Source organism: Paraburkholderia tagetis, from assembly GCF_022213065.1.
Lineage (GTDB): Bacteria > Pseudomonadota > Gammaproteobacteria > Burkholderiales > Burkholderiaceae > Paraburkholderia > Paraburkholderia tagetis.
Genome location: NZ_JAKLJA010000001.1, coordinates 620,877 through 639,558, shown reverse-complemented (window position 1 = coordinate 639,558; position 18,682 = coordinate 620,877). Strand labels below are relative to the sequence as shown.

Sequence of the window (18,682 nt, the reverse complement as noted above, 5' to 3'; positions counted from 1 at the left end):
CGTTCCCTGGCCGTGCAGGCATGCCGCATGCTTGCGATGCATCGCTAAGCCCGAGATACCAACGACCTGAAATCTCCACGCGCGATGCATACGACCGAAACGCAATCCATTGTCGAAACCAACCTCCCGGCGCGCCTCGACCGCCTGCCGTGGGGGCGCTTTCATGTGCTGATCGTGGTGGCGCTCGGCATCACCTGGTTGCTGGACGGGCTCGAAGTGACACTCGCAGGGGCCGTGGCGAGCGCGCTGAAGACGAGCCCGATGCTCCATTTCGACAACACGCAGGTCGGGTTTGCCGGCAGTGCATATATTGCCGGTGCGGTTTGCGGGGCATTGGGCTTCGGCTGGCTCACGGACCGGCTGGGGCGGCGCAAGCTGTTTTTCATCACGCTCACGGTCTATCTGCTTGCCACGGCCGGCACCGCGTTTTCGTGGAATTTCGCGAGTTTCGTGATATTTCGCGCGCTGACGGGCGCGGGCATCGGCGGCGAGTACGCGGCCATCAATTCGACCATCCAGGAGTTCACGCCGGCGCGCGTGCGCGGCTGGACCGACCTCGGCATCAACGGCACGTTCTGGGTGGGCGCGGGCATTGGCGCCGCGGGCTCGCTGGTCGTGCTCGATCCGCGTCTGCTGCCGCCCGACTGGGGCTGGCGCGTGTGCTTTTTCATCGGCGCGGTGCTCGCGCTCATCATCCTGCCGATGCGCACGTGGATACCCGAAAGCCCGCGCTGGCTGCTCACGCACGGCGAGCACGACGAAGCCCGCACCATTGTCGAGGCCATCGAAGCGCGCTTTCGCAAGTCGGGGCATGTGCTCGGCGAGCCTTCAGGAAAGCCGCTGCGGCTGCGCGCCCGAAGCCATACGCCGCTCTCCGTTGTGCTGCGCGCGATATTCGTGCAGCACCGCCGCCGCGCGGTGGTTGGCCTCTCGCTGATGACGGCCCAGGCGTTCTTCTACAACGCGATCTTCTTTACCTACGCGCTGGTGCTCACGGACTTCTACCGCGTGCCGGGCGGCGAAGTGGGTTTCTATTTGCTGCCGTTCGCAATCGGTAATTTCCTCGGCCCGCTCGTGCTGGGGCGGTTATTCGACGTGATCGGCCGCCGCAAGATGATTGCCGCGACCTACGCGCTCTCTGGCCTGCTGCTGAGCGGCAGCGGCTATCTGTTCGCGCACGGGATGCTGACCGTGACGACGCAAACCATTGCATGGATGGTGATTTTCTTCTTTGCTTCGGCGGCGGCCAGCTCGGCCTATCTGACCGTGAGCGAGTCGTTCCCGCTCGAAATCCGCGCGCTGGCGATTGCGGTGTTCTACGCGTTCGGCACGGCGCTCGGCGGGATCGTCGGGCCGGTTTTCTTCGGACATCTGATCGATACGCATCAGCGCAGCGAAGTGCTCACCGGCTACCTCGTGGGCTCCGCGTTGATGCTGGCGGCCGCGCTGATCGCCGCGATCTGGGGCGTGGACGCGGAGCGCAAGGCGCTGGAGCATGTGGCCGCGCCGCTTTCGGCAGTTTCAGACGAGATTTGACCCGCTCGTGGCCCCACTGCGGCAACCGGGTTTCTCCACGCTGCTGCTTTGCACAAAAGTTGACTTTTGATCCGGTACGGGCTTACCCGAATGCAAAAAAGTATCAGTTAGCGGTCTTATTTTCAGTGGTGACATATCGTCGATCGGGCTACCTTCTTCGTCATGGCGGTCGCGGGACGGTGAAGCGAGCCGCACAAAAAGAAAAGAACCGGCGCAGGAGGAAGACAGATGCAAGCCACACAGGATGCGACGGCGCGTGAATCGAGCCGGCGCGCGGGCAAAATCGAGAGCCAAAGCGCGGACCAAAGCGCGGACCAACGCACGGACCAACGCACGGACCAACGCGCGGATCGCCGCCTCACGGACGGCGGGCCCGCCGATGACCGGGCCCCGGATGGCCGCATCCCGGATGGCCGGACTCCGCGCATCGACCAGCCGGACCTGGAACTGGTCGCGGTCGCGCGCGACGAGTCGTTCAAGGTGTGGTCGCACGGCTATCCGTACCGCACCGTGCGCTGGCACTTCCATCCCGAGTACGAGATCCATCTGATCACGGCCACCACGGGCAAGTATTTCGTGGGCGATTACATCGGCAATTTCGCGCCTGGCAATCTCGTGATGATGGGCTCGAACCTGCCGCACAACTGGGTCAGCAGCGTGCCCCATGGCGACCGCGTGGACGAGCGCTGCCTCGTGCTGCAATTCGATGCGGCGTTCATCGCGCGCGCGTTCGATGCTTTTCCCGAGTTCAGGCGCGTGGAGCCCTTGCTCGATGCCTCGCGCTGGGGCCTGCTGTTCACGCCGGCGACGGGTGCGGCCGCCGAGCCGATCATGCGCGAGATGCTGGGCGCGCAGGGCTTGCGGCGCATCGTGCTGTTCATCGCGCTTTTCGAGTTGCTCGCGCAAAGCGCCGGGGCGCAGAGGCTCGCGAGCGCAGCCTACCGCGCGGACCCCACCCGCTATGCCGGGACCCGCATCAATCACGTGCTCGCTTATATCGGCAAGAACCTCTCGCAGGAACTGCGCGAAACGGAACTGGCCGAGCTTTCGGGGCAGAGCGTGAGCGCATTCTCGCGTTATTTCCGGCGGCATACCGGCATGCCCTTCGTGCAGTACGTGAACCGGCTTCGCATCGATCTTGCCTGCCAGCTACTATTATCAGGAAAACTGAGTATTACCGATATCTGCTATCAGGTCGGCTTCAATAATCTCTCGAACTTCAATCGTCAGTTTCTGTTGCTCAAGGATATGTCGCCGTCGCGTTGGCGCGCGTATCAGCAGATCAACGCCGCAAGCGCGGCTGAATCCACTGAAGCGACAGCATCGACCGTAGCTGCGCAATCAGCGGAACTGGCTGAAGCTGCGCCCGTTTCCGGCTAGTCCATGTTTGTCCGGCAGTACCGCTTGACCCGGTTCGCCTCTTTGCTGTGCCCGAAGCTTCACCCTTGGTCCCACGATGGCATTACCCGCACCGGCATTTCACCAACAACGGAGACAGTCGATGACCCAAGTATCGAACCATCTGATCGGCGCCGCCATGCTGGGCCTCGCGCTCACGAGCGGCACGACCGCGCTGGCGGCGACCAGCGGCACGGTCGCGTTCCTGATGCCCGACCAGGCGTCCACGCGCTACGAGCAGCACGACTTTCCCGGCTTCAAGGCCGAAATGACCAAGCTGTGTCCCGACTGCAAGGTGCTCTACCAGAACGCGAACGCCGACGCTTCGCAGCAGCAGCAACAGTTCAATTCGGTGATCGCGCAGGGCGCGAAGGTGATCGTGCTCGATCCGGTGGACTCCACGGCAGCCGCTTCACTGGTGCACATGGCGCAGAGCCAGGGCATCAAGGTCATTGCGTATGACCGGCCCGTGCCCTCGACGCCGGCCGACTACTACGTCTCGTTCGACAACGAGCAGATCGGCAAGGCCATCGCTCAATCGCTCGTGCAGCACCTCAAGGAATCGGGCGTCTCGACCAGCAAGGGCGGCGTGCTCGAAGTGAACGGCTCGCCCACCGATGCGGCCGCGGGGCTCATCAAGAAGGGCATTCACGAAGGGCTTGCGGGCAGCGGCTACAAGACGCTCGCCGAGTACGACACGCCCGAATGGGCGCCGCCGAAGGCCCAGCAGTGGGTGAGCGGGCAGATTACGCGCTTTCGCACGCAGATCGTCGGCGTGGTGGCCGCCAACGACGGCACGGCCGGCGGCACCATCGCCGCGTTCAAGGCGGCCGGCGTGAACCCGGTGCCGCCCGTGACCGGCAACGACGCGACATTGGCCGGCTTGCAGCTCGTCATCGCCGGCGATCAGTACAACACGATCCTCAAGCCGAGCGAGATCGTCGCGGGTGCCGCGGCGAAGGTGGCCGTGGGCTTCCTCTCGGGCCAGGCGCCGAAGGGCGAAACGACGCTCTTCAAGACGCCGACGCAGCTCTTCCAGCCAGCGGTGATCACCACGAAGAACCTCAAGGCGGAGGTCGTCGACAAGGGCATCACGAGCGCGAAGGAACTGTGCACGGGCCGTTACGCGGAAGGCTGCAAGAAGCTGGGGATCGGCAATTGATGCGAGAAATTGATGCGAGCAATTGATGCTGGAAATTGATACGAGCGATTGATGCCTCTGGTTGATACGGCATCCTGATCGATGGGGCCGGCGCAAGCCGGTTCCCATCAAGCGGAACCCGGAGGAAACCCTCCCATGACTGAGCATTCCACTGTGCAATCCACTGAGTCCCCCACGGCGCGCGTGAATTCCGGCGAGCTCGTGCTGAGCCTGCGCGGCGTCTCCAAGCATTTCGGCGCGGTTTCCGCCCTCACGGACATCGAGCTCGACGTGCATGCCGGCGAAGTGGTCGCCCTCGTGGGCGACAACGGGGCCGGCAAGTCGACCCTCGTGAAGATTCTCGCCGGCGTCCACCAGCCGAGCGCCGGCACGATCACGTTTCGCGGCCAGCCGGTCACGCTCTCCGATCCTGCAACGGCGCTGGATCTCGGCATCGCCACGGTATTTCAGGACCTCGCGCTCTGCGAGAACCTCGATGTGGTCGCCAATATCTTTCTCGGCCGCGAGATGAGTCCAATGCGCCTCGACGAGGTGCAGATGGAAGTACGCGCGTGGACGCTGCTCAACGAGCTTTCCGCGCGTATTCCGAGCGTGCGCGACGTGGTGGCCTCGCTCTCGGGCGGGCAGCGCCAGACGGTGGCGATCGCGCGCTCGCTGTTGCTCGACCCGAAGCTCATCATGCTCGACGAACCCACTGCGGCGCTGGGTGTGGCGCAGACCGCCGAGGTATTGAACCTGATCGAGCGCGTGCGCGACCGCGGCCACGCGGTGATCATGATCAGCCACAACATGGAGGACGTGCGCGCCGTGGCGGACCGCATCGTGGTGCTGCGGCTCGGCCGCAATAACGGCATCTTCTATCCCGACTCCTCGAACGCGGAACTGGTGGCGGCGATTACCGGCGCGACCGAGAACGCCGTGTCGCGACGCGCCGGCCGGCGCCAGGCGGAGCAGGATTATCAGGATCAACAGGACCGGCAGGACGCGCGGTGAAAGGAGCGATCATGAGCAAGGAAACACAGGACGCGCCGCAGCCGTCGCCGCTGCTAGACCGCAGCGACGTGCGCGTGAAGCATGCGGCCGGCGTGGGCGAGACCGTCTCCGCATTCGTCGACCGCGTGCGCTCGGGCGATCTTGGATCGCTGCCCGTCATCGTGGGTCTCGTCATCATCTGGACCGTGTTCACCAGCCTGAACCCGGTGTTTCTCTCGGCCGATAACCTCGTGAATCTGCTGTTCGATTGCTCGACGGTCGGGGTCATTTCGCTCGGCATCGTCTGCGTGCTGCTGGTGGGCGAGATCGATCTCTCGGTGGGCTCGATGAGCGGCTTCGCATCGGCGCTGGTAGGCACGCTCTGGGTCAACGAAGGCTGGCCCGTGCTGCTGGCGATTCTCGCCGCCGTGGTGGTGGGCGCGCTGATCGGCGCGCTGTACGCGCTGCTGCTCAACCGGCTCGGCATGCCGAGCTTCGTCTCCACGCTGGCGGGGCTGCTCGCCATCCTCGGGATGCAGCTCTATGTGCTCGGCGCGAACGGCTCGATCAATCTGCCCTACGGCTCGGCCATGGTGGACTTCGGACAACTGATGATCATTCCTGCGGTTGTTTCTCATCTGATCGCGCTGCTGCCCGGCATCCTGATCGTGCTGCTCGGCCTGCGCACGCGCGCACGCCGCCGCGCGGCGCGTCTCTCTGCAACATCGGTGGGCAGCCTGCTCGCGCGTGGCGTGGCGATTACGGTGTTTCTCGAGATCGTCGTGAGCTACCTCGACCAGGGGCGCGGCGTGCCGTTGATGTTCGGCGTTTTCCTCGGTCTCGCGGTGGCGATGGACTATGCGCTCAAGCGCACGCGCTGGGGCCGCTCGATGAACGCCGTGGGCGGCAATCGCGAAGCCGCGCGCCGCGCCGGTATCAAGGTCGGCAGCATCTACGCCAGCGCCTTCGTGCTGTGCGCGAGCCTGGCCGCGCTCGGCGGCGTGCTCACGGCAGCGCGCCTCGCCTCGGCAAGCCAGCAGGCCGGCACCGGAGACGTGAACCTCAACGCCATCGCGGCGGCCGTGATTGGCGGCACGAGCCTGTTCGGCGGGCGCGGCAGCGCCTGGTCGGCCGTGCTCGGCATCATCGTGATCCAGTCGATCGCCAGTGGGCTGACGCTCCTGAACCTCTCGTCGTCGCTGCGCTTCATGATCACCGGCGCGGTGCTGGCGATTGCGGTCATCGTCGATTCGCTGGCGCGGCGCTCGCGTGTCTCGCATGGCCGTGCCTGAGGTCGTACCTGAGTACGCATCCGGGTACGAGCCCGGGTACGAGCCCGATTGAGCGTGCATATGCACAGGAGGGAAGTCGATTATGTCTGCATCCATGACAGGAAAGATTGCGGCCATCACGGGCGCGGCGTCGGGCATCGGCCTCGAATGCGCACGCACGCTGATTGCCGAGGGCGCGAAGGTCGTGTTGATCGACCGCGCAAAAGATCGTTTGGAGTCCTGCTGTAATGAGCTGGGCAAGAATGCATTTGCGTTGCAGGTGGATCTGCTGCAACCGGCCGAAGTCTCGGGCATGCTGCCGAAAATTCTCCAGCTTGCCGGCGGGCTCGATATTTTTCACGCCAACGCGGGCGCTTATATCGGCGGCGAGATCGTGAGCGGCAACCCCGACGAGTGGGACCGCATGCTCAACCTCAATATCAACGCCGCGTTCCGCTCGGTTCACGCGGTGTTGCCGCACATGGTCTTGCAGAAGTCGGGCGATATCGTCTTCACCAGCTCGATCGCGGGCATCGTGCCGGTCGTGTGGGAACCGATCTACACGGCTTCCAAGTTCGCCGTGCAGGCCTTCGTCCACACGACGCGGCGGCAGGTCGCCAAATACGGCGTGCGGGTTGGCGCGGTGGCGCCTGGCCCGGTCGTCACAGCATTGCTCGATGACTGGCCGAAGGCGAAAATGGAGGAAGCACTCGCCTCGGGCAGCCTGATGCAGCCGAAGGAGGTTGCCGATGCGGTGCTTTTCATGCTGACGCGTCCGCGCAACGTGACGATACGCGACCTCGTGATCCTGCCGAACAGCGTCGATCTTTGAGTGCGTGTTCCCGCGCGTGGTGTGCGTGCCCTGCGTGTGTCTCGTGCTGGCGCCCATTGGCCTGCTGACGAACCCTTTCCGACAAGCAACGAACCCATGACCTCTGAGAACCTCACCGCTCGCGCGGAACACGATAAGCGCTACGTCATCGGCGTGGACGTCGGCACGGGCAGCGCCCGCGCGGGCATCTTCGATCCGGCCGGCAATATGGTGTCTTCGGCGAAGCACGACATCACCGTGTTTCATGCGAGCGGCGCCATCGTCGAGCAGTCGAGCACCGAGATCTGGAGCGCGGTTTGCCATGCCGTGAAAGCAGCGCTCGCGCAGGCGGCCGTCGAACCTGGGCAGGTCGCTGGAATTGGATTCGACGCCACGTGCTCGCTGGTCGTGCTGGGCGAGGGCGGGCAGCCGCTCCCCGTCGGGCCCTCCGAGCGGGCCGAGCGCGACATCATCGTCTGGATGGATCATCGCGCGATCGAGCAGGCCGAACGCATCAATGCGACGGGGCATGCAGTGCTCAAGTATGTGGGCGGCAAGATCTCGCCGGAGATGGAGACGCCCAAGCTGCTATGGCTGCGCGAGCGCCGGCCCGCCGTGTTCGATGCGGCCTGGCAATTTTTCGATCTCACCGACTTCCTGACCTGGCGCGCGAGCGGCGACCTCGCGCGCTCGACCTGCACCGTCACCTGCAAGTGGACCTGGCTCGCGCACGAACGGCGCTGGGACGAAAGCTATTTTCGCGCCGTGGGTCTGGACGTGCTGGCCGACGAAGGCTTTGCGCGCATAGGCGAGCGCGTGGTCGATCCGGGCACGCCGCTCGGCAATGGGCTCACTGCACAGGCCGCGAAGGAACTGGGCCTGCGCGCCGGCACGCCCGTTGCCACGGGGGCGATCGACGCGCATGCGGGGGGCATCGGCACCGTGGGCGCCGAAGGCAACGCCGAATCCTCCCTCGGTTATGTGTTCGGCACGTCGTCGTGCACGATGACGACCACGCGCGACCCCGTGTTCGTGCCCGGGGTATGGGGACCGTATTTTTCGGCGATGGTGCCCGATGCGTGGCTCAACGAGGGCGGGCAGTCGGTGGCGGGCGCCGCAATCGAGCGGCTGCTCGCGATGCATCCGCTCGCGACCGAGGCGCAGGCGCGCGCGGCGCTGGAAGGGCAGACGCTGCCCACGATGCTCGCCGGCCTGGCGGCGCTGGTCTCGAATAGCTTGTCGGAGGCGGCGACGCTGGCGCAAGGGCTGCATATCGTGCCGGAGTTCCTCGGCAATCGCGCGCCGTTCGCCGATCCTCACGCAAGAGCGGTGATTGCGGGTCTCGGGATGGAAACGGATATGGACAGCCTGGTGGCGCTCTACGTGGCCAGCGTTTGCAGCATCGGCTATGGTCTGCGCCAGATCGTCGAGGCTCAGGCGAACGCGGGTGCGCCGGTCGAGCAGGTGGTGATCAGCGGAGGGGCGGGGCGGCTCGAACTCGTGCGCCAGTTGCTTGCCGATGCAACGGGCAAGCCGGTGCTGGCCACTGAAGCACAGGAGCCCGTGCTGCTGGGCGCCGCGATGCTGGGCGCCGTGGCGGGCGGGCTTTTCGGTGATGTGCGCGCGGCCATGGCCGGCATGTCGCGCATCAGCAAGCGTTATGTGCCCGACACGGGCCGCATCGCGGCATTGCACGACACGCGCTACGATGCCTTCAAGCGTTTGCAGCGCGTGGCAATGGAAATTCGGTAGGGCCAGGGCCTGTTCACATTCATAACGGGCTTGCGCTGGCCGCCAGAAGGGCCGAGCGCAAGGACTGCGACGAAGCGAATACTCGACGTATTCGTGAGGAGCATGACGCAGCGATCGGCCCTTCTGGCGGCCAGCCCCTGGAATGGAATTCGTTAATTGGGGAACGCACCTTGCCGGCCGCATTGCGGCGTCGCGCGTCGCTTGTTTGGCTCGACCAAACGGCGCTCCTTGCTCCTTGCTCCTTGCACTGCAGCCGGCAAGGTGCGTTCGCAAGCCCGTTATGAATGTGAACAGGCCCTGGACCGAAGCGAGATTAAAGCCGCAGCTTACGAACCCCACACCTGCATTTCATCGAGCGAGTAGCCCCACTGCGTCGCGCGCTTCGTGCCGTACATCCGCACATAGCGGCCGTGGCCGTTGAGATTCGCCAGCTTGACATGGCCATACGCGACGCCGTTGCTGGTCGAGTAGAGCGTCGTCCAGTTGACATTGTCGCTCGATGTCTGGATCTGATAGACGCTCGCGCCCGCATCCCAGTACAGGTCGATGCTGCTGATATTCTTCGCGGCGCCGAGATCCACGGAGATCCATTGCGGATCGACACCCGTACCTTCGGGCGAGTCCCAGCGCGTGCTGGAAGTATTGCCGTCGAATGCCTTGTCGGCCGTGAACGATGCGTCATAGCTGGCCGAAGCAGTGGCAGGGTGTCCCTGCGAAAGCAGCGTGACCTGGTTTGCGACCGGACCGCCGTAATAGCTCGAACCGAGCTTGGCCTTGGTGGAATCCGAGTTCACGCCGAACTGCGTAAGGCTCCAGCGCTTGCCCGTGGTCACGTCGGCCACGTAGAGCTGATAGCCGCCCGCCGTCGTCGACGAGAAGAACAGGTAGTTCGTGCCGTTCACCGGGGCCGGGTCGGAGTTGTTGCTGACGCAGTCGTTGAGCGACAACTGGTTCGGCGTCGAAGCCGGGTCCGAGGTCTTCTCGTAGATCTGGTCGAGCCCGCCCGAATCCTTCCAGCGCGCGTAGAACACGTTGCCGTCCGCGCGCACGATCGGATAGTAGGTTTGCAGCGCGGGCGGATGATCGAATACGGCCGTAGCGCCCGTTGCGATCGTGCGCTTCATCAGCCCCATGTTCGAGCCCGTGCCGGTGGCGTAGTAAACGGCGCTCGCGTCCGGCGCGAGAAACGGCATCGAGTACTCGGCGCCCGACGGCGCGTTGGTCAGGCTTATGATCGAGGTGAAGGTCGGGCCCGCGCTCGTGTACGAGAGCGTCGCCCGCTTGACGTCGCCGTTCTGCTTGAACACGAGGGTCTTGCCGTCCGTGCTGAACTTCGGATCTTCGTTGCGCGTGGCGCCCGTGCTGTTCGTCATGTTCACCGGCGGGTTGCTGCTGCCGAGCTGATACATGAATACGTTCCACGCATTATTGGTCACGCCCATGAAGGCGATCCATTTGCCGTCCGGGCTGAACACGGCGTTCATCGGGTCCTTGATGCCCCACGAGGCCTTGCTCAACTGCGTGAGCGTGCGTGCCGAAAAATCGTAGAGAAAAATCTGGCTCGTGCCGTCGCCGTATGTCACATAGCTGTGATAGGCGAGCTTGCCCGTGAGTGCGGAGGGAAACGAGGCGTCGGACTGCGCCGCAGGGTCGGTGATGCAAGTTGCACCGGCTGCGCCGGCAATCAAATTGAGGGCGATGCCGGTCATTACGCCGGCGACGAGGCTTTTCACCTTCATAATAAGTCATCCTTATCAAATGAAATATATGGATGCGCGAGTCATCCGGGTACTTCTCTCACACGCTGCATCGCATGACGCATCGCCCTCGGACGCGGCTGTCCCTGCCGCAGTCGCCGGTGCGCCTTGCAATGAACTTGCCGTGAGCCTGAGAAAAGCCGGCGAGGGCTCGCAGGCTTTCCGCTGGTGGGAGCGCTTGCCGGCTAGCTAAGTGGCAAGCGCCTGGGTCGTGACAATCTCGTGTCTCTCGGGCTGAATCGGTAGCCGCCGCTCGAGCGCCTGGCATCGTACATAGGAAACATTCCGCTTCAGCATTGCGAACCCAGTTTATCTATCTGTATGAACATCAATTGATCGATTAGAGGTAAGTCGTGCTGGCATCTCACCCATTTGAGCGTGGGCGGTAGAATTTGCCGCAAACGCCTGTTTCTCGCATTACTATATGAAAATACGGGTCGGAAACGAAATTTTTTTCCTCCCACCGCGGGCGGAATTATAACGTCTGCGGAAAACCTTTCCGGTTTACGCCGGGTCTTGACGCGTTGAAGACCGCATCCGTAAGACGAATTAGTGATCCTGAATCCGTGTCTTTACGGAGTCCTTCAAAGTGAAAAACCCTCTCTACTATTCGATTCAGGAATGCTTGAAAAACGATGCAGCAATCGCCGATCGGCCTTTCGATTGCCGCTGATGACGAGAAAATGCCGGTACTTCACCGCGGCCTGTACGGTGGCTTGTACGGCGGGTGTTCACAGCGTAGAGTCGGAGAGGAAATGGCGCGGCCCGAGTGACGAATGCAGGAGGCGAACATGCGAGGCAGTCAGCTCACCGTCTACATTGCCAACCAGAATCATCGCGTGGGGCATCTGCCCGTCGTCGAATGGATTCTCGACGAGGCGAAGCAGATGGGCATTCAGGGCGCGACGGTAGTGGAAATTGCCGAAGGCGTGGATGCGAACGGCAAATACCACGCGGCGCGTTTCTTCGAGCTTGCGGAACAATCGGTTGCCGTCACGGTGGTCGCCGGCGATGGCCTTATCGACCAGTTGCTGACCCAACTTCATGAGGGCAGCATTCGTCTTTTTTATACGCGCACGGTAATCGAATACGACACGCTGGGTGTGGACGAATCCGATGAAACGGACGGGCGGCGGAGTGCAACATGAACGGCTATCAGCTCACGTTTTATACGGAACAGAGTCGTCGTCACGGCCCGCGTACGGTGTGCGAATGGCTGCTTCATGAGGCGAAGCAACTGGGCATTCACGGCGCCACTGTGATCAATTGTGCGGAAGGCACGGGCCATGCGGGCGCGCACCACGCGGCCCATGTGCTCAAGCTCACTGATCAGCCCGTACAGATCATCCTCGCTGTCACGGAAGATGAGGCGCAACGTATGCTCGATGTGGTCAAGGCTGCGCAAGTGCATCTGTTCTATACGCGCTCGCCCATCGAATTCGGCGTGCTAGGTGGCGATGCACCGCACGGCGAGAAAAAGCATTTTTCGATCTTCCGGCACAAGCCGCAGTGAGCCACTGCCCAGCCAGATCAGATAGAGGGCGCCCGCCAACTGGATCGCGCAACAGATTGAATCGCTTCACGGAAATCCGTTTGCGGCTTCTTGCACTGCCCAGTCGCGCGAAACTACGAAAGCGCGCGTAATTGCCGGCGCAGCCGATCAACTTCGCTGGAGGAAAGTTGTGCCTCGACTTCCGTATGCGTGCGCTGCCATATCGGGAACGCCTCGGCGAGCAGGCGATGGCCATCGGGCGTCAAGCTGAGCAGGCGGCTGCGCTTGTCGTCCGGATCCTGCGCGATGCTGACGAGGCCACGACGCTCGAGCGGCTTCAGCGCGGCGGTTAGCGTGGTGCGATCCATCGCCAGCAGCGTGGATACGTCTTTCATCGCCGGCGGATGCGGCCGGTTGAGCGACATCAGCAGCGAGAACTGGCCGTTCGTGAGATCCAGCGGACGCAAGGCTTCGTCGAAAATGCGCGCGAGATTGCGCGCCGCCCGCTGCATATGCAGACACAGGCAGCAATCGCGCACCATTAGCGTGGTATCGAAAGGGATTTTCTTTGCATGTGCCATGTTGCAATTATGTTGGTATCAACCTATATTGTCAACGTCGGATGAGCAACATCCCGTTGCTCTCGTCAGCAGGCGGAGGCCGCATGAGCGATCAGAAATTGTTTCTCGCCGTGTTTCTCGGCAGCAAGGACAACCCGCGCTCGCAGGCGTGGTGGGCGCTTCCCGAAGAGACGCGGCACGCCCGCGAACGGGAAGGTATCGCGGCATGGAAGGCGTGGGTGGAAAAGCACAGGGCGGATATCGTCGACTTCGGTGGCCCGCTCGGCAAGACCAAGACCGTTGGCGAGCATGGCGTCAAGGATACGTCCAACGCGCTAACGGGCTTCACGGTCGTGCGCAGCGCTTCGCACGAGGAAGCGGTCAAGCTGTTCGAAGGCCACCCGCATTTCACGATCTTCCCCGGAGATTCCATCGATGTGATGCCCGTGTTGCCGATTCCTGCTGGCTGAGCGCCGGCTGCCAGGCGGCGGACGCTGCAAGCGTCGTTATGGCTGCTGCCCGCGACGCCAACACTTTTCGACAGGACACTTTGGAGGATCGTGATGAAACTTTACGGATTCGCGGGAACCCGTTCGCAACGCGCGCTATGGGGGCTCAAGGAAGTCGATGCCGATTTCGAATTCATATCGGTCAACCTGCTCGAAGGCGAGCACAAGCGGCCGGAATTCCTGCGTATCAATCCGGCGGGAAAGGTCCCCGTGCTGGTCGACGGCGACCTTATCATTCCGGAGTCGGCGGCGATTGTGTTGTACCTCGCGGACAAATACCCGGAGAAAGGATTGATGCCTGCCGATCTCCAGGAGCGGGCGCAGGTTTATCGCTGGACGCTGTTTGGGGTGACCGAGATCGAGCAGCCGCTCTGGCGAATCACGCGGCACTCGATGCTTTATCCGCCGGACAAGCGCCTGCCGGCCGATATCGAGCTGGCGCGTGGCGAATTTGCGGCCATGGCGACGGTACTCGAGAAGCATCTCGAAGCGCGTGAATTCATTGTGGGCAACAGCCTCACGGTGGCCGATTGCGTGACGGCTTATCTGATCGACTGGGCCAATGAATTCCAGTTGATCGATGGGTTTCCGCGTTTGAAGGCGTATCTGGAGCGCTTGTATGCCCGGCCCGAGGCGCCGCCGCGCATTGCCGATGCGCGCAAGGCGGCATGAGTCTGACTCGATGAATCTGACTCGATGAGGCCTGGTTCGGATGAACAATCCGGCCGGGCGAGAGCACGCCCAGGAATTTTGCCGGCGCAGGTTCACGCCGGCGCGGCCTCACGAGAACGCATCAATCTCACTGCATATTCGGGGCCATCGTGGGAGCGGCTTGACCGGGCGCCATACCGCTGGCCGCAGCAATACGTGCCTCGGCGGCTTGCAGATTGGAAGGATATTGGTTGTCGCGCCCGGTCGATCGGTAGCCGGCATGCCGGAGCTGGGCCAATTCTGCGCGCACCTGGGCACGCGTGACAGGCCCATTGGATGCTTGAGCGAAAGAAAGGGCCGGAATAAGCAATGCGGCCGCAAGGGCGGCCATTCTAAGTGTGTGTTTCATAGTCTGTGCCTCTAGCTAATCAGGTTCAGCGCTGCGGACCCGGGGCGGGGCAGCGGCTGGCATCGCTAGCTTGACGGCCTAGACTTAAGGAAAGGTTAACGCTATGAGTGTTTTTTCGTGGAAAGGCGTGAATCGCGGTCTGGAAATTACCCGATAGGAATCAAGGGTTTATCGAAGTCTTGCGGAAACGAGTGTAAATCTGTGAATCACGAATTTATGGTAGCTAGACTGGTAGCTTTCGGTCGCGAATAATCGGGGTTCCTCTCCTGAGACCAAAAAATGCCCCGCCTTCACCATGCGCTCGATGACCTCCAGCTGCGCCGCTGGGTCGCCGCGAAAGAGCCGCTTTCCCGCGCCGATGGCGACGGCCTGACCTTCACCCTGTCCGAGTTCGGGACGGCTACCTGGGTGCTTCGATACAGTCGTGGTCCGCGCCGCCGAGAAATCACGCTCGGCAACTACCCCGATATGGGACTGGCCGAAGCCCGCAAGCGGGCCCGCGCGCTCCGCGTCCAGGTCGACGATGGAAAAGACCCGGCCTCCGACAAGAAGGTCGAGAAGGCACGCGCACGCAAAGCGATGACCGTCGACCAGTTATGCGACGACTATATCGACAAGCGATTCGGTATCCTGTCTAAAAGCACGACTGTTCTGTACGCCGCATTGATTGATGGTGTGCTTCGGCCGAAGCTCGGCTCGCTCAACGTCGAAACGGTAACCCCAGCCGATGTTGTCTACATGATCGAGAATTGTGGGCGCCCGTGGTCAGTGTGCAGCACGATGCTGGTCCTGCTGCGCACTGTGTTCGGCCATGCCGTTTCGCGCCGCCAGATCGACTTCAATCCGGCCACGGGCATCGACCTCAAATCCGTCCTTGGCGACCCGCCGCCCAAGCGCAAGCGAGTCATGTTGCTCAAGGATGAGATGACGGTCCTGCTGACCGATATCGACAAGCTGATGGGCCGAACTAACGGGCTGATGTTCCGCATCCTGCTGGCCACGTGCGTGCGATCGATTGAACTGATCACCGCTGAGAAGGATCTGGTCGATCTTGAGTACGGATCGTGGCGCGTCAGGGCAGAAGCGACCAAGACGAAGCAGGAGTTTCTCGTGCCGTTGGCACCGCTTGTAATTGAATGGTTTCGCGAACTTATCGCCTTGTCAGGCGATTCGAAATGGCTGTGTCCAGCGCGCGCAAAGACCAAAGGGGCGGGACATGTGAGCCGCACGGTGTTGCGCGATGCGGTCAAAAAAGCATTCGACGAGCGCGGCCTGGATATCCGCCGGTTCACGCCTCACGACACGCGTTCAACCGCCAAGGGGCATTTGCGCAACATGGGCTTCTCGCGCGAAATCAGCGAGATCGCCCTGAATCACAAACTCAAAGGCATCGAAGGAGTCTATGACGTGCGCGAGGAAATCCCGGAGCGCCGGGCGGCCATGGAGGCATGGGCGCGATTCATCGCCGAGTGCAGCGACGGATACGCACCCGAAAGCGGAAAGTCGACGAATGTGGTTCAGTTCAAACCGAGAAGGGCGGCGTAGCGCCGTATGATTGATGCGCAGCCGCAATCGGCTGGCTAGAGAGGGGCGATGTTCACAAACAAGTTCGGCGGCGAGGGCGACCCAAGAAGCCCAATTGGCTTAGCCTTTTTCCTGCTGGCGCTGGTTATCGTTTTTGTGATGGCCTCCCCTTTTTGGCTTGTTGCCAAACTGTGCTCGATAGCGCAGGGGAAGGTGCGGGAGCGCCCGTAGGCGCGCCCGGGGTTAAGTGAGAGCGGCAATGACGCGCGCGAGCGCATGATCACGCAGGTTGGGCCACGGATAGCACGGCTTCCCGATGCCGATCAGTTGCGCACTCTGCGGCCAGAGCGGCGGAACATCGGTCACGGCATCGTTCCCGTTTTTGTAGAGAATGACTGACGTCTTCGAAAGCACATTGCCGATAGTCGGTTCCGGGCTCACCCGGGGCGGTTCAAACCCGTACACGGCCTGCACTGGCTTGCCAGCGGCCACGCGCGAAGCTCCGGCGATCAGAGCCAAGGCCGCACCAAGGGAATGGCCGACGAACGTCACTGGCGCGTCGCCAGCAGCGTTCTCAACCTGCGCCGAGATCGCACTCCATGCTTTGTAGAAGCCCTGGTGAATCCTCCCGAGCGGAGGAACAGCAGTCGGCGTCACGTCGAAGTCCGCGAGCAGATCGGCAATACTGTCCGTGCCCGGGAAGGCGATAACAAGTCCATCGGTCGTATCGCGCACGATGGCGCAGGACGGCCCCGGGGCGCGTCCGATATCGGGCTTGACGGCATAGGCTTCCTGCGCGATCAGGGCGTAGTCGCGCGGCAGGAGGTTCACGGCTCAATCTCCGGCAGATCGACCGTTTGCCCTGCGAGCGCGTGCGTGCAATCACCGAGGAAGATGATTTGCCCCGGCTGCGCGCCGTTGCAGCCGACGAAGGAATGGCAGCGCCGGAAATGCTCGTCGCCTTCATTGCCTCGCCATTGCAGGACACTCGGTCCGAGAACAGGACGCTCGAAGTCGCCATTGAATGACCAATGCGGCTTGCCTGCGTTGTGCGGCGATTCTTGCGTCTCGCCGGGTGGCAACCAATTCACCGGCAATACTTTGGGGCTTGGCGTTCCGTCTTCCCACGTGCATCCCGGGCAATCGAACCGGATGCCATAGAACAGCCCTTCGCTGTCGCGGACGATTTTGGCTTTCATTGCAGCGGCGCCGAATCAAGCGTCGTCGACGGCGTGGCTGCACCGCCCAGCGTTGCCGGCGCGAGGCTGACTGCAACGTTGAAGGCAAGGACGGCCGAGTCGATACCTGCGTCCGCCGCGTTCTTCTTGTCCCGAGCGAGAGACGACGAATCGACGAAGGTCTTGACGAGCGGCAGGGTCGTGTTGACGAGCGTTTGGAGATCAGGCTTCGCCACCGTTGCGCCGGCCGCACAGACCTTCGTGACGGCTGGCTGGATCGTCTTCGTGAGCGTGTCGGCCGCGCCTCCAGTGAACACGCCATCGCCTTTCAGGATGGCGATCTCGCCGTTGGCCGCGCCACAGGCAATAGCCACCTGTTGCGGGAAGGTGAGCGCCGGAAGTGTCGGCGCGTGTGCGCCGCATGCGGTCAGAATGGACGTGATGAGACCTGCCGCAAGCAGCATGAGAGTGCGTTTCATGGGATTCCTTCAGGGAGCGAGTTTGATAGCCGCAGCGGCGGCGCTGGAAACAGCGCCAGCTACAGCGGCGGTGGCTTGAGACTGAGCTGTGATTGGCGCTGTCGCGCCGACGCCGGTTTCGGTGAAGTCGAGGGTGTAGCCGTCTGCTGTCTTCTTGGCGTGCACACTGACGGTGGCGATGTCTTTGCCGTTCGTGATGGTCGCGGCACAACAGAGGACCTGCTTCGAAGCTTCGTCATAGAACGGGCGGATGTCGTAGGTCGCCTGACCGGCGCAGCCAGCGAGCAGCATTGAGAGCAGCAGCGCGGCACGCATCATTGCGTCGCCGTGGCCTTCTTCGCGGCCGCGCGCGCCATCAGCCAGTTGTAGGCAGCGTGACCACCAGTGATCAGGAAGGCCGCGATCTGGAGTTGCGCTTCCATCGGGATCTTGATGTTCATCGCTTGCGCTGCCCAATCGATGATCGGCACGAGAGAGGCAGCGGTGAGCGTGATCGCGCCGGTTTGGATGCTGGAGGTTTGGTTCATGCCTTCTCCTTCTGGACGATCTCGTCCGGTGAAAAAACAAAGCCCGCGCGCCGGGGGTAGCCCTGAAACACGAAGGTCGGGAAAGTGCGGTGGTGGATGCCGTGCGTCGACGAGCGATGGAACTTGATCGAGAGCTGCAGCATGTTTTGCGGGCTGTCGATGAAGGTCTCGGGCTTGGCTGGGTCAAAGGCGTGCCAGTCGAAGCCGCGGAGCGCTGTGATTTGGCAGATCATCCAGATGGCCGACTGTTCGGCCGGGAAAGTTTCGCCCGTCGGCTGGTCGGTGATTTCGTCAAGCACCGGAATCTCGGTGATCTCGCCGACCGCGATCGCTTTCACGACGGTCCAGTCGACGGCATCGGCATCCGCCCATTCGCACCAGAAGTGGTGGTATTCCGGATTCGGCTGGCCACTGATAGAGCAACGCAGACCTGCCTTGTGGCCAGCGGCCTTCGTGCGCCGAAAGGTTGCTGACTCGGTGCGCGCTTCGTGGTCCGGGTAATACTCCACCTCGACCACGGTCTCTTTCATGAGATGCTCATGCGCCGGCACGCGCGCGAGGCCTTCGGCGGTGCACTTACTGCATGGCTGCTCGAGCGGTACGTCATGACTGCATCGGGTCATTCGTTGCTCCAGAAACGAAAAAACCGCCCGAAGGCGGCAAGTTGCGAAATTTCGAAATTCGGAAATCTGAA

22 protein-coding genes are annotated in these 18,682 nt (G+C 62.6%); 13 read left to right on the top strand and 9 right to left on the bottom strand.

Annotated elements, in window-relative coordinates:
- Window positions 1–84: 84 nt before the first annotated feature.
- The 7 genes from L5014_RS02910 to L5014_RS02880 all read left to right on the top strand — a co-directional run bounded on the left by L5014_RS02910 (window position 85) and on the right by L5014_RS02880 (window position 8,902).
- Window positions 85–1,536 (top strand): MFS transporter, encoded by a 1,452-nt coding sequence (locus L5014_RS02910; protein ID WP_238462072.1) that lies wholly within the window; start codon window positions 85–87, stop codon window positions 1,534–1,536.
- A gap of 228 nt (window positions 1,537–1,764) precedes the next feature.
- On the top strand, window positions 1,765–2,916 hold the full coding sequence (locus tag L5014_RS02905) for an AraC family transcriptional regulator (protein ID WP_238462071.1): 1,152 nt from the start codon (window positions 1,765–1,767) through the stop codon (window positions 2,914–2,916).
- A 121-nt stretch (window positions 2,917–3,037) separates the two neighbouring features.
- Window positions 3,038–4,096: an ABC transporter substrate-binding protein gene (locus tag L5014_RS02900; protein WP_238462070.1), complete on the top strand. Its 1,059-nt coding sequence runs from the start codon at window positions 3,038–3,040 to the stop codon at window positions 4,094–4,096.
- Window positions 4,097–4,231: 135 nt separating this feature from the next.
- Window positions 4,232–5,089 (top strand): ATP-binding cassette domain-containing protein, encoded by an 858-nt coding sequence (locus L5014_RS02895; RefSeq protein ID WP_238462069.1) that lies wholly within the window; start codon window positions 4,232–4,234, stop codon window positions 5,087–5,089.
- A gap of 11 nt (window positions 5,090–5,100) precedes the next feature.
- Complete coding sequence (locus L5014_RS02890; protein WP_238462068.1) at window positions 5,101–6,360, top strand: sugar ABC transporter permease; 1,260 nt, start codon at window positions 5,101–5,103, stop codon at window positions 6,358–6,360.
- Between the two features lie 82 nt (window positions 6,361–6,442).
- Window positions 6,443–7,171, top strand: a complete 729-nt coding sequence (locus tag L5014_RS02885; RefSeq protein WP_238462067.1) for an SDR family oxidoreductase — start codon at window positions 6,443–6,445, stop codon at window positions 7,169–7,171.
- A 96-nt stretch (window positions 7,172–7,267) separates the two neighbouring features.
- Window positions 7,268–8,902, top strand: a complete 1,635-nt coding sequence (locus L5014_RS02880) for an FGGY-family carbohydrate kinase (RefSeq protein WP_238462066.1) — start codon at window positions 7,268–7,270, stop codon at window positions 8,900–8,902.
- A gap of 326 nt (window positions 8,903–9,228) precedes the next feature.
- Here L5014_RS02880 and L5014_RS02875 read toward each other — a convergent pair whose 3' ends face one another.
- Window positions 9,229–10,641, bottom strand: a complete 1,413-nt coding sequence (locus L5014_RS02875; protein WP_238462065.1) for a discoidin domain-containing protein — start codon at window positions 10,639–10,641, stop codon at window positions 9,229–9,231.
- Between the two features lie 809 nt (window positions 10,642–11,450).
- Here L5014_RS02875 and L5014_RS02870 point away from each other — a divergent pair.
- Both L5014_RS02870 and L5014_RS02865 read left to right on the top strand, forming a co-directional pair.
- Entirely contained in the window at window positions 11,451–11,807 is a 357-nt protein-coding gene (locus L5014_RS02870) for a DUF190 domain-containing protein (RefSeq protein ID WP_238462064.1), read from the top strand.
- On the top strand, window positions 11,804–12,172 hold the full coding sequence (locus tag L5014_RS02865; protein WP_238462063.1) for a DUF190 domain-containing protein: 369 nt from the start codon (window positions 11,804–11,806) through the stop codon (window positions 12,170–12,172). Before L5014_RS02870 ends, L5014_RS02865 begins: the two co-directional genes overlap by 4 nt.
- A gap of 113 nt (window positions 12,173–12,285) precedes the next feature.
- Here the strand turns inward: L5014_RS02865 and L5014_RS02860 are convergent, their stop codons facing one another.
- Complete coding sequence (locus tag L5014_RS02860) at window positions 12,286–12,732, bottom strand: MarR family winged helix-turn-helix transcriptional regulator (RefSeq protein WP_238462062.1); 447 nt, start codon at window positions 12,730–12,732, stop codon at window positions 12,286–12,288.
- An 83-nt stretch (window positions 12,733–12,815) separates the two neighbouring features.
- Here L5014_RS02860 and L5014_RS02855 point away from each other — a divergent pair, with 83 nt between their 5' ends.
- Complete coding sequence (locus L5014_RS02855; RefSeq protein ID WP_238462061.1) at window positions 12,816–13,181, top strand: YciI family protein; 366 nt, start codon at window positions 12,816–12,818, stop codon at window positions 13,179–13,181.
- Between the two features lie 93 nt (window positions 13,182–13,274).
- Window positions 13,275–13,892, top strand: coding sequence for a glutathione S-transferase family protein (locus L5014_RS02850; protein WP_238462060.1), 618 nt, complete (start codon window positions 13,275–13,277; stop codon window positions 13,890–13,892).
- A 127-nt stretch (window positions 13,893–14,019) separates the two neighbouring features.
- Here the strand turns inward: L5014_RS02850 and L5014_RS02845 are convergent, their stop codons facing one another.
- A complete protein-coding gene (locus L5014_RS02845; RefSeq protein WP_238462059.1) occupies window positions 14,020–14,280 on the bottom strand; it encodes a DUF4148 domain-containing protein in 261 nt (86 codons plus the stop codon).
- Between the two features lie 279 nt (window positions 14,281–14,559).
- Here L5014_RS02845 and L5014_RS02840 point away from each other — a divergent pair, with 279 nt between their 5' ends.
- Both L5014_RS02840 and L5014_RS02835 read left to right on the top strand, forming a co-directional pair.
- Window positions 14,560–15,825 (top strand): tyrosine-type recombinase/integrase, encoded by a 1,266-nt coding sequence (locus L5014_RS02840; RefSeq protein WP_238462058.1) that lies wholly within the window; start codon window positions 14,560–14,562, stop codon window positions 15,823–15,825.
- Window positions 15,826–15,873: 48 nt separating this feature from the next.
- Window positions 15,874–16,035: a hypothetical protein gene (locus L5014_RS02835; RefSeq protein WP_238462057.1), complete on the top strand. Its 162-nt coding sequence runs from the start codon at window positions 15,874–15,876 to the stop codon at window positions 16,033–16,035.
- Between the two features lie 12 nt (window positions 16,036–16,047).
- Here the strand turns inward: L5014_RS02835 and L5014_RS02830 are convergent, their stop codons facing one another.
- The 6 genes from L5014_RS02830 to L5014_RS02805 are packed head-to-tail and all read right to left on the bottom strand — an operon-like array spanning window position 16,048 to window position 18,611.
- The gene (locus L5014_RS02830; protein ID WP_238462056.1) at window positions 16,048–16,635 is read right to left on the bottom strand and encodes a lipase family protein; all 588 of its coding nucleotides are present in this window, start codon (window positions 16,633–16,635) and stop codon (window positions 16,048–16,050) included.
- Complete coding sequence (locus L5014_RS02825; protein WP_238462055.1) at window positions 16,632–17,003, bottom strand: ubiquitination-like system serine protease family protein; 372 nt, start codon at window positions 17,001–17,003, stop codon at window positions 16,632–16,634. The genes L5014_RS02830 and L5014_RS02825 overlap by 4 nt, the downstream gene beginning before the upstream one ends.
- On the bottom strand, window positions 17,000–17,461 hold the full coding sequence (locus L5014_RS02820) for a hypothetical protein (RefSeq protein ID WP_238462054.1): 462 nt from the start codon (window positions 17,459–17,461) through the stop codon (window positions 17,000–17,002). Before L5014_RS02820 ends, L5014_RS02825 begins: the two co-directional genes overlap by 4 nt.
- Before the next feature lie 9 nt (window positions 17,462–17,470).
- The gene (locus L5014_RS02815) at window positions 17,471–17,779 is read right to left on the bottom strand and encodes a hypothetical protein (RefSeq protein ID WP_238462053.1); all 309 of its coding nucleotides are present in this window, start codon (window positions 17,777–17,779) and stop codon (window positions 17,471–17,473) included.
- A complete protein-coding gene (locus L5014_RS02810; RefSeq protein ID WP_238462052.1) occupies window positions 17,776–17,988 on the bottom strand; it encodes a hypothetical protein in 213 nt (70 codons plus the stop codon). The genes L5014_RS02815 and L5014_RS02810 overlap by 4 nt, the downstream gene beginning before the upstream one ends.
- Complete coding sequence (locus L5014_RS02805) at window positions 17,985–18,611, bottom strand: hypothetical protein (protein ID WP_338019254.1); 627 nt, start codon at window positions 18,609–18,611, stop codon at window positions 17,985–17,987. The genes L5014_RS02810 and L5014_RS02805 overlap by 4 nt, the downstream gene beginning before the upstream one ends.
- Between the last annotated feature and the right edge of the window lie 71 nt (window positions 18,612–18,682).

What these genes read in the sequence shown, in the direction of transcription:
- L5014_RS02855 (WP_238462061.1), top strand. Translation starts at nt 12,816, where the DNA reads ATGAGCGATCAGAAATTGTTTCTCGCCGTGTTTCTCGGCAGCAAGGAC.
- L5014_RS02885 (WP_238462067.1), top strand. Translation starts at nt 6,443, where the DNA reads ATGTCTGCATCCATGACAGGAAAGATTGCGGCCATCACGGGCGCGGCG.
- L5014_RS02820 (WP_238462054.1), bottom strand. Translation starts at nt 17,461, where the DNA reads ATGAAACGCACTCTCATGCTGCTTGCGGCAGGTCTCATCACGTCCATT.
- L5014_RS02845 (WP_238462059.1), bottom strand. Translation starts at nt 14,280, where the DNA reads ATGAAACACACACTTAGAATGGCCGCCCTTGCGGCCGCATTGCTTATT.
- L5014_RS02815 (WP_238462053.1), bottom strand. Translation starts at nt 17,779, where the DNA reads ATGATGCGTGCCGCGCTGCTGCTCTCAATGCTGCTCGCTGGCTGCGCC.
- L5014_RS02880 (WP_238462066.1), top strand. Translation starts at nt 7,268, where the DNA reads ATGACCTCTGAGAACCTCACCGCTCGCGCGGAACACGATAAGCGCTAC.
- L5014_RS02905 (WP_238462071.1), top strand. Translation starts at nt 1,765, where the DNA reads ATGCAAGCCACACAGGATGCGACGGCGCGTGAATCGAGCCGGCGCGCG.
- L5014_RS02900 (WP_238462070.1), top strand. Translation starts at nt 3,038, where the DNA reads ATGACCCAAGTATCGAACCATCTGATCGGCGCCGCCATGCTGGGCCTC.
- L5014_RS02865 (WP_238462063.1), top strand. Translation starts at nt 11,804, where the DNA reads ATGAACGGCTATCAGCTCACGTTTTATACGGAACAGAGTCGTCGTCAC.
- L5014_RS02840 (WP_238462058.1), top strand. Translation starts at nt 14,560, where the DNA reads ATGCCCCGCCTTCACCATGCGCTCGATGACCTCCAGCTGCGCCGCTGG.
- L5014_RS02870 (WP_238462064.1), top strand. Translation starts at nt 11,451, where the DNA reads ATGCGAGGCAGTCAGCTCACCGTCTACATTGCCAACCAGAATCATCGC.
- L5014_RS02875 (WP_238462065.1), bottom strand. Translation starts at nt 10,641, where the DNA reads ATGAAGGTGAAAAGCCTCGTCGCCGGCGTAATGACCGGCATCGCCCTC.
- L5014_RS02835 (WP_238462057.1), top strand. Translation starts at nt 15,874, where the DNA reads ATGTTCACAAACAAGTTCGGCGGCGAGGGCGACCCAAGAAGCCCAATT.
- L5014_RS02805 (WP_338019254.1), bottom strand. Translation starts at nt 18,611, where the DNA reads ATGACCCGATGCAGTCATGACGTACCGCTCGAGCAGCCATGCAGTAAG.
- L5014_RS02890 (WP_238462068.1), top strand. Translation starts at nt 5,101, where the DNA reads ATGAGCAAGGAAACACAGGACGCGCCGCAGCCGTCGCCGCTGCTAGAC.
- L5014_RS02895 (WP_238462069.1), top strand. Translation starts at nt 4,232, where the DNA reads ATGACTGAGCATTCCACTGTGCAATCCACTGAGTCCCCCACGGCGCGC.
- L5014_RS02860 (WP_238462062.1), bottom strand. Translation starts at nt 12,732, where the DNA reads ATGGCACATGCAAAGAAAATCCCTTTCGATACCACGCTAATGGTGCGC.
- L5014_RS02850 (WP_238462060.1), top strand. Translation starts at nt 13,275, where the DNA reads ATGAAACTTTACGGATTCGCGGGAACCCGTTCGCAACGCGCGCTATGG.
- L5014_RS02910 (WP_238462072.1), top strand. Translation starts at nt 85, where the DNA reads ATGCATACGACCGAAACGCAATCCATTGTCGAAACCAACCTCCCGGCG.
- L5014_RS02825 (WP_238462055.1), bottom strand. Translation starts at nt 17,003, where the DNA reads ATGAAAGCCAAAATCGTCCGCGACAGCGAAGGGCTGTTCTATGGCATC.
- L5014_RS02810 (WP_238462052.1), bottom strand. Translation starts at nt 17,988, where the DNA reads ATGAACCAAACCTCCAGCATCCAAACCGGCGCGATCACGCTCACCGCT.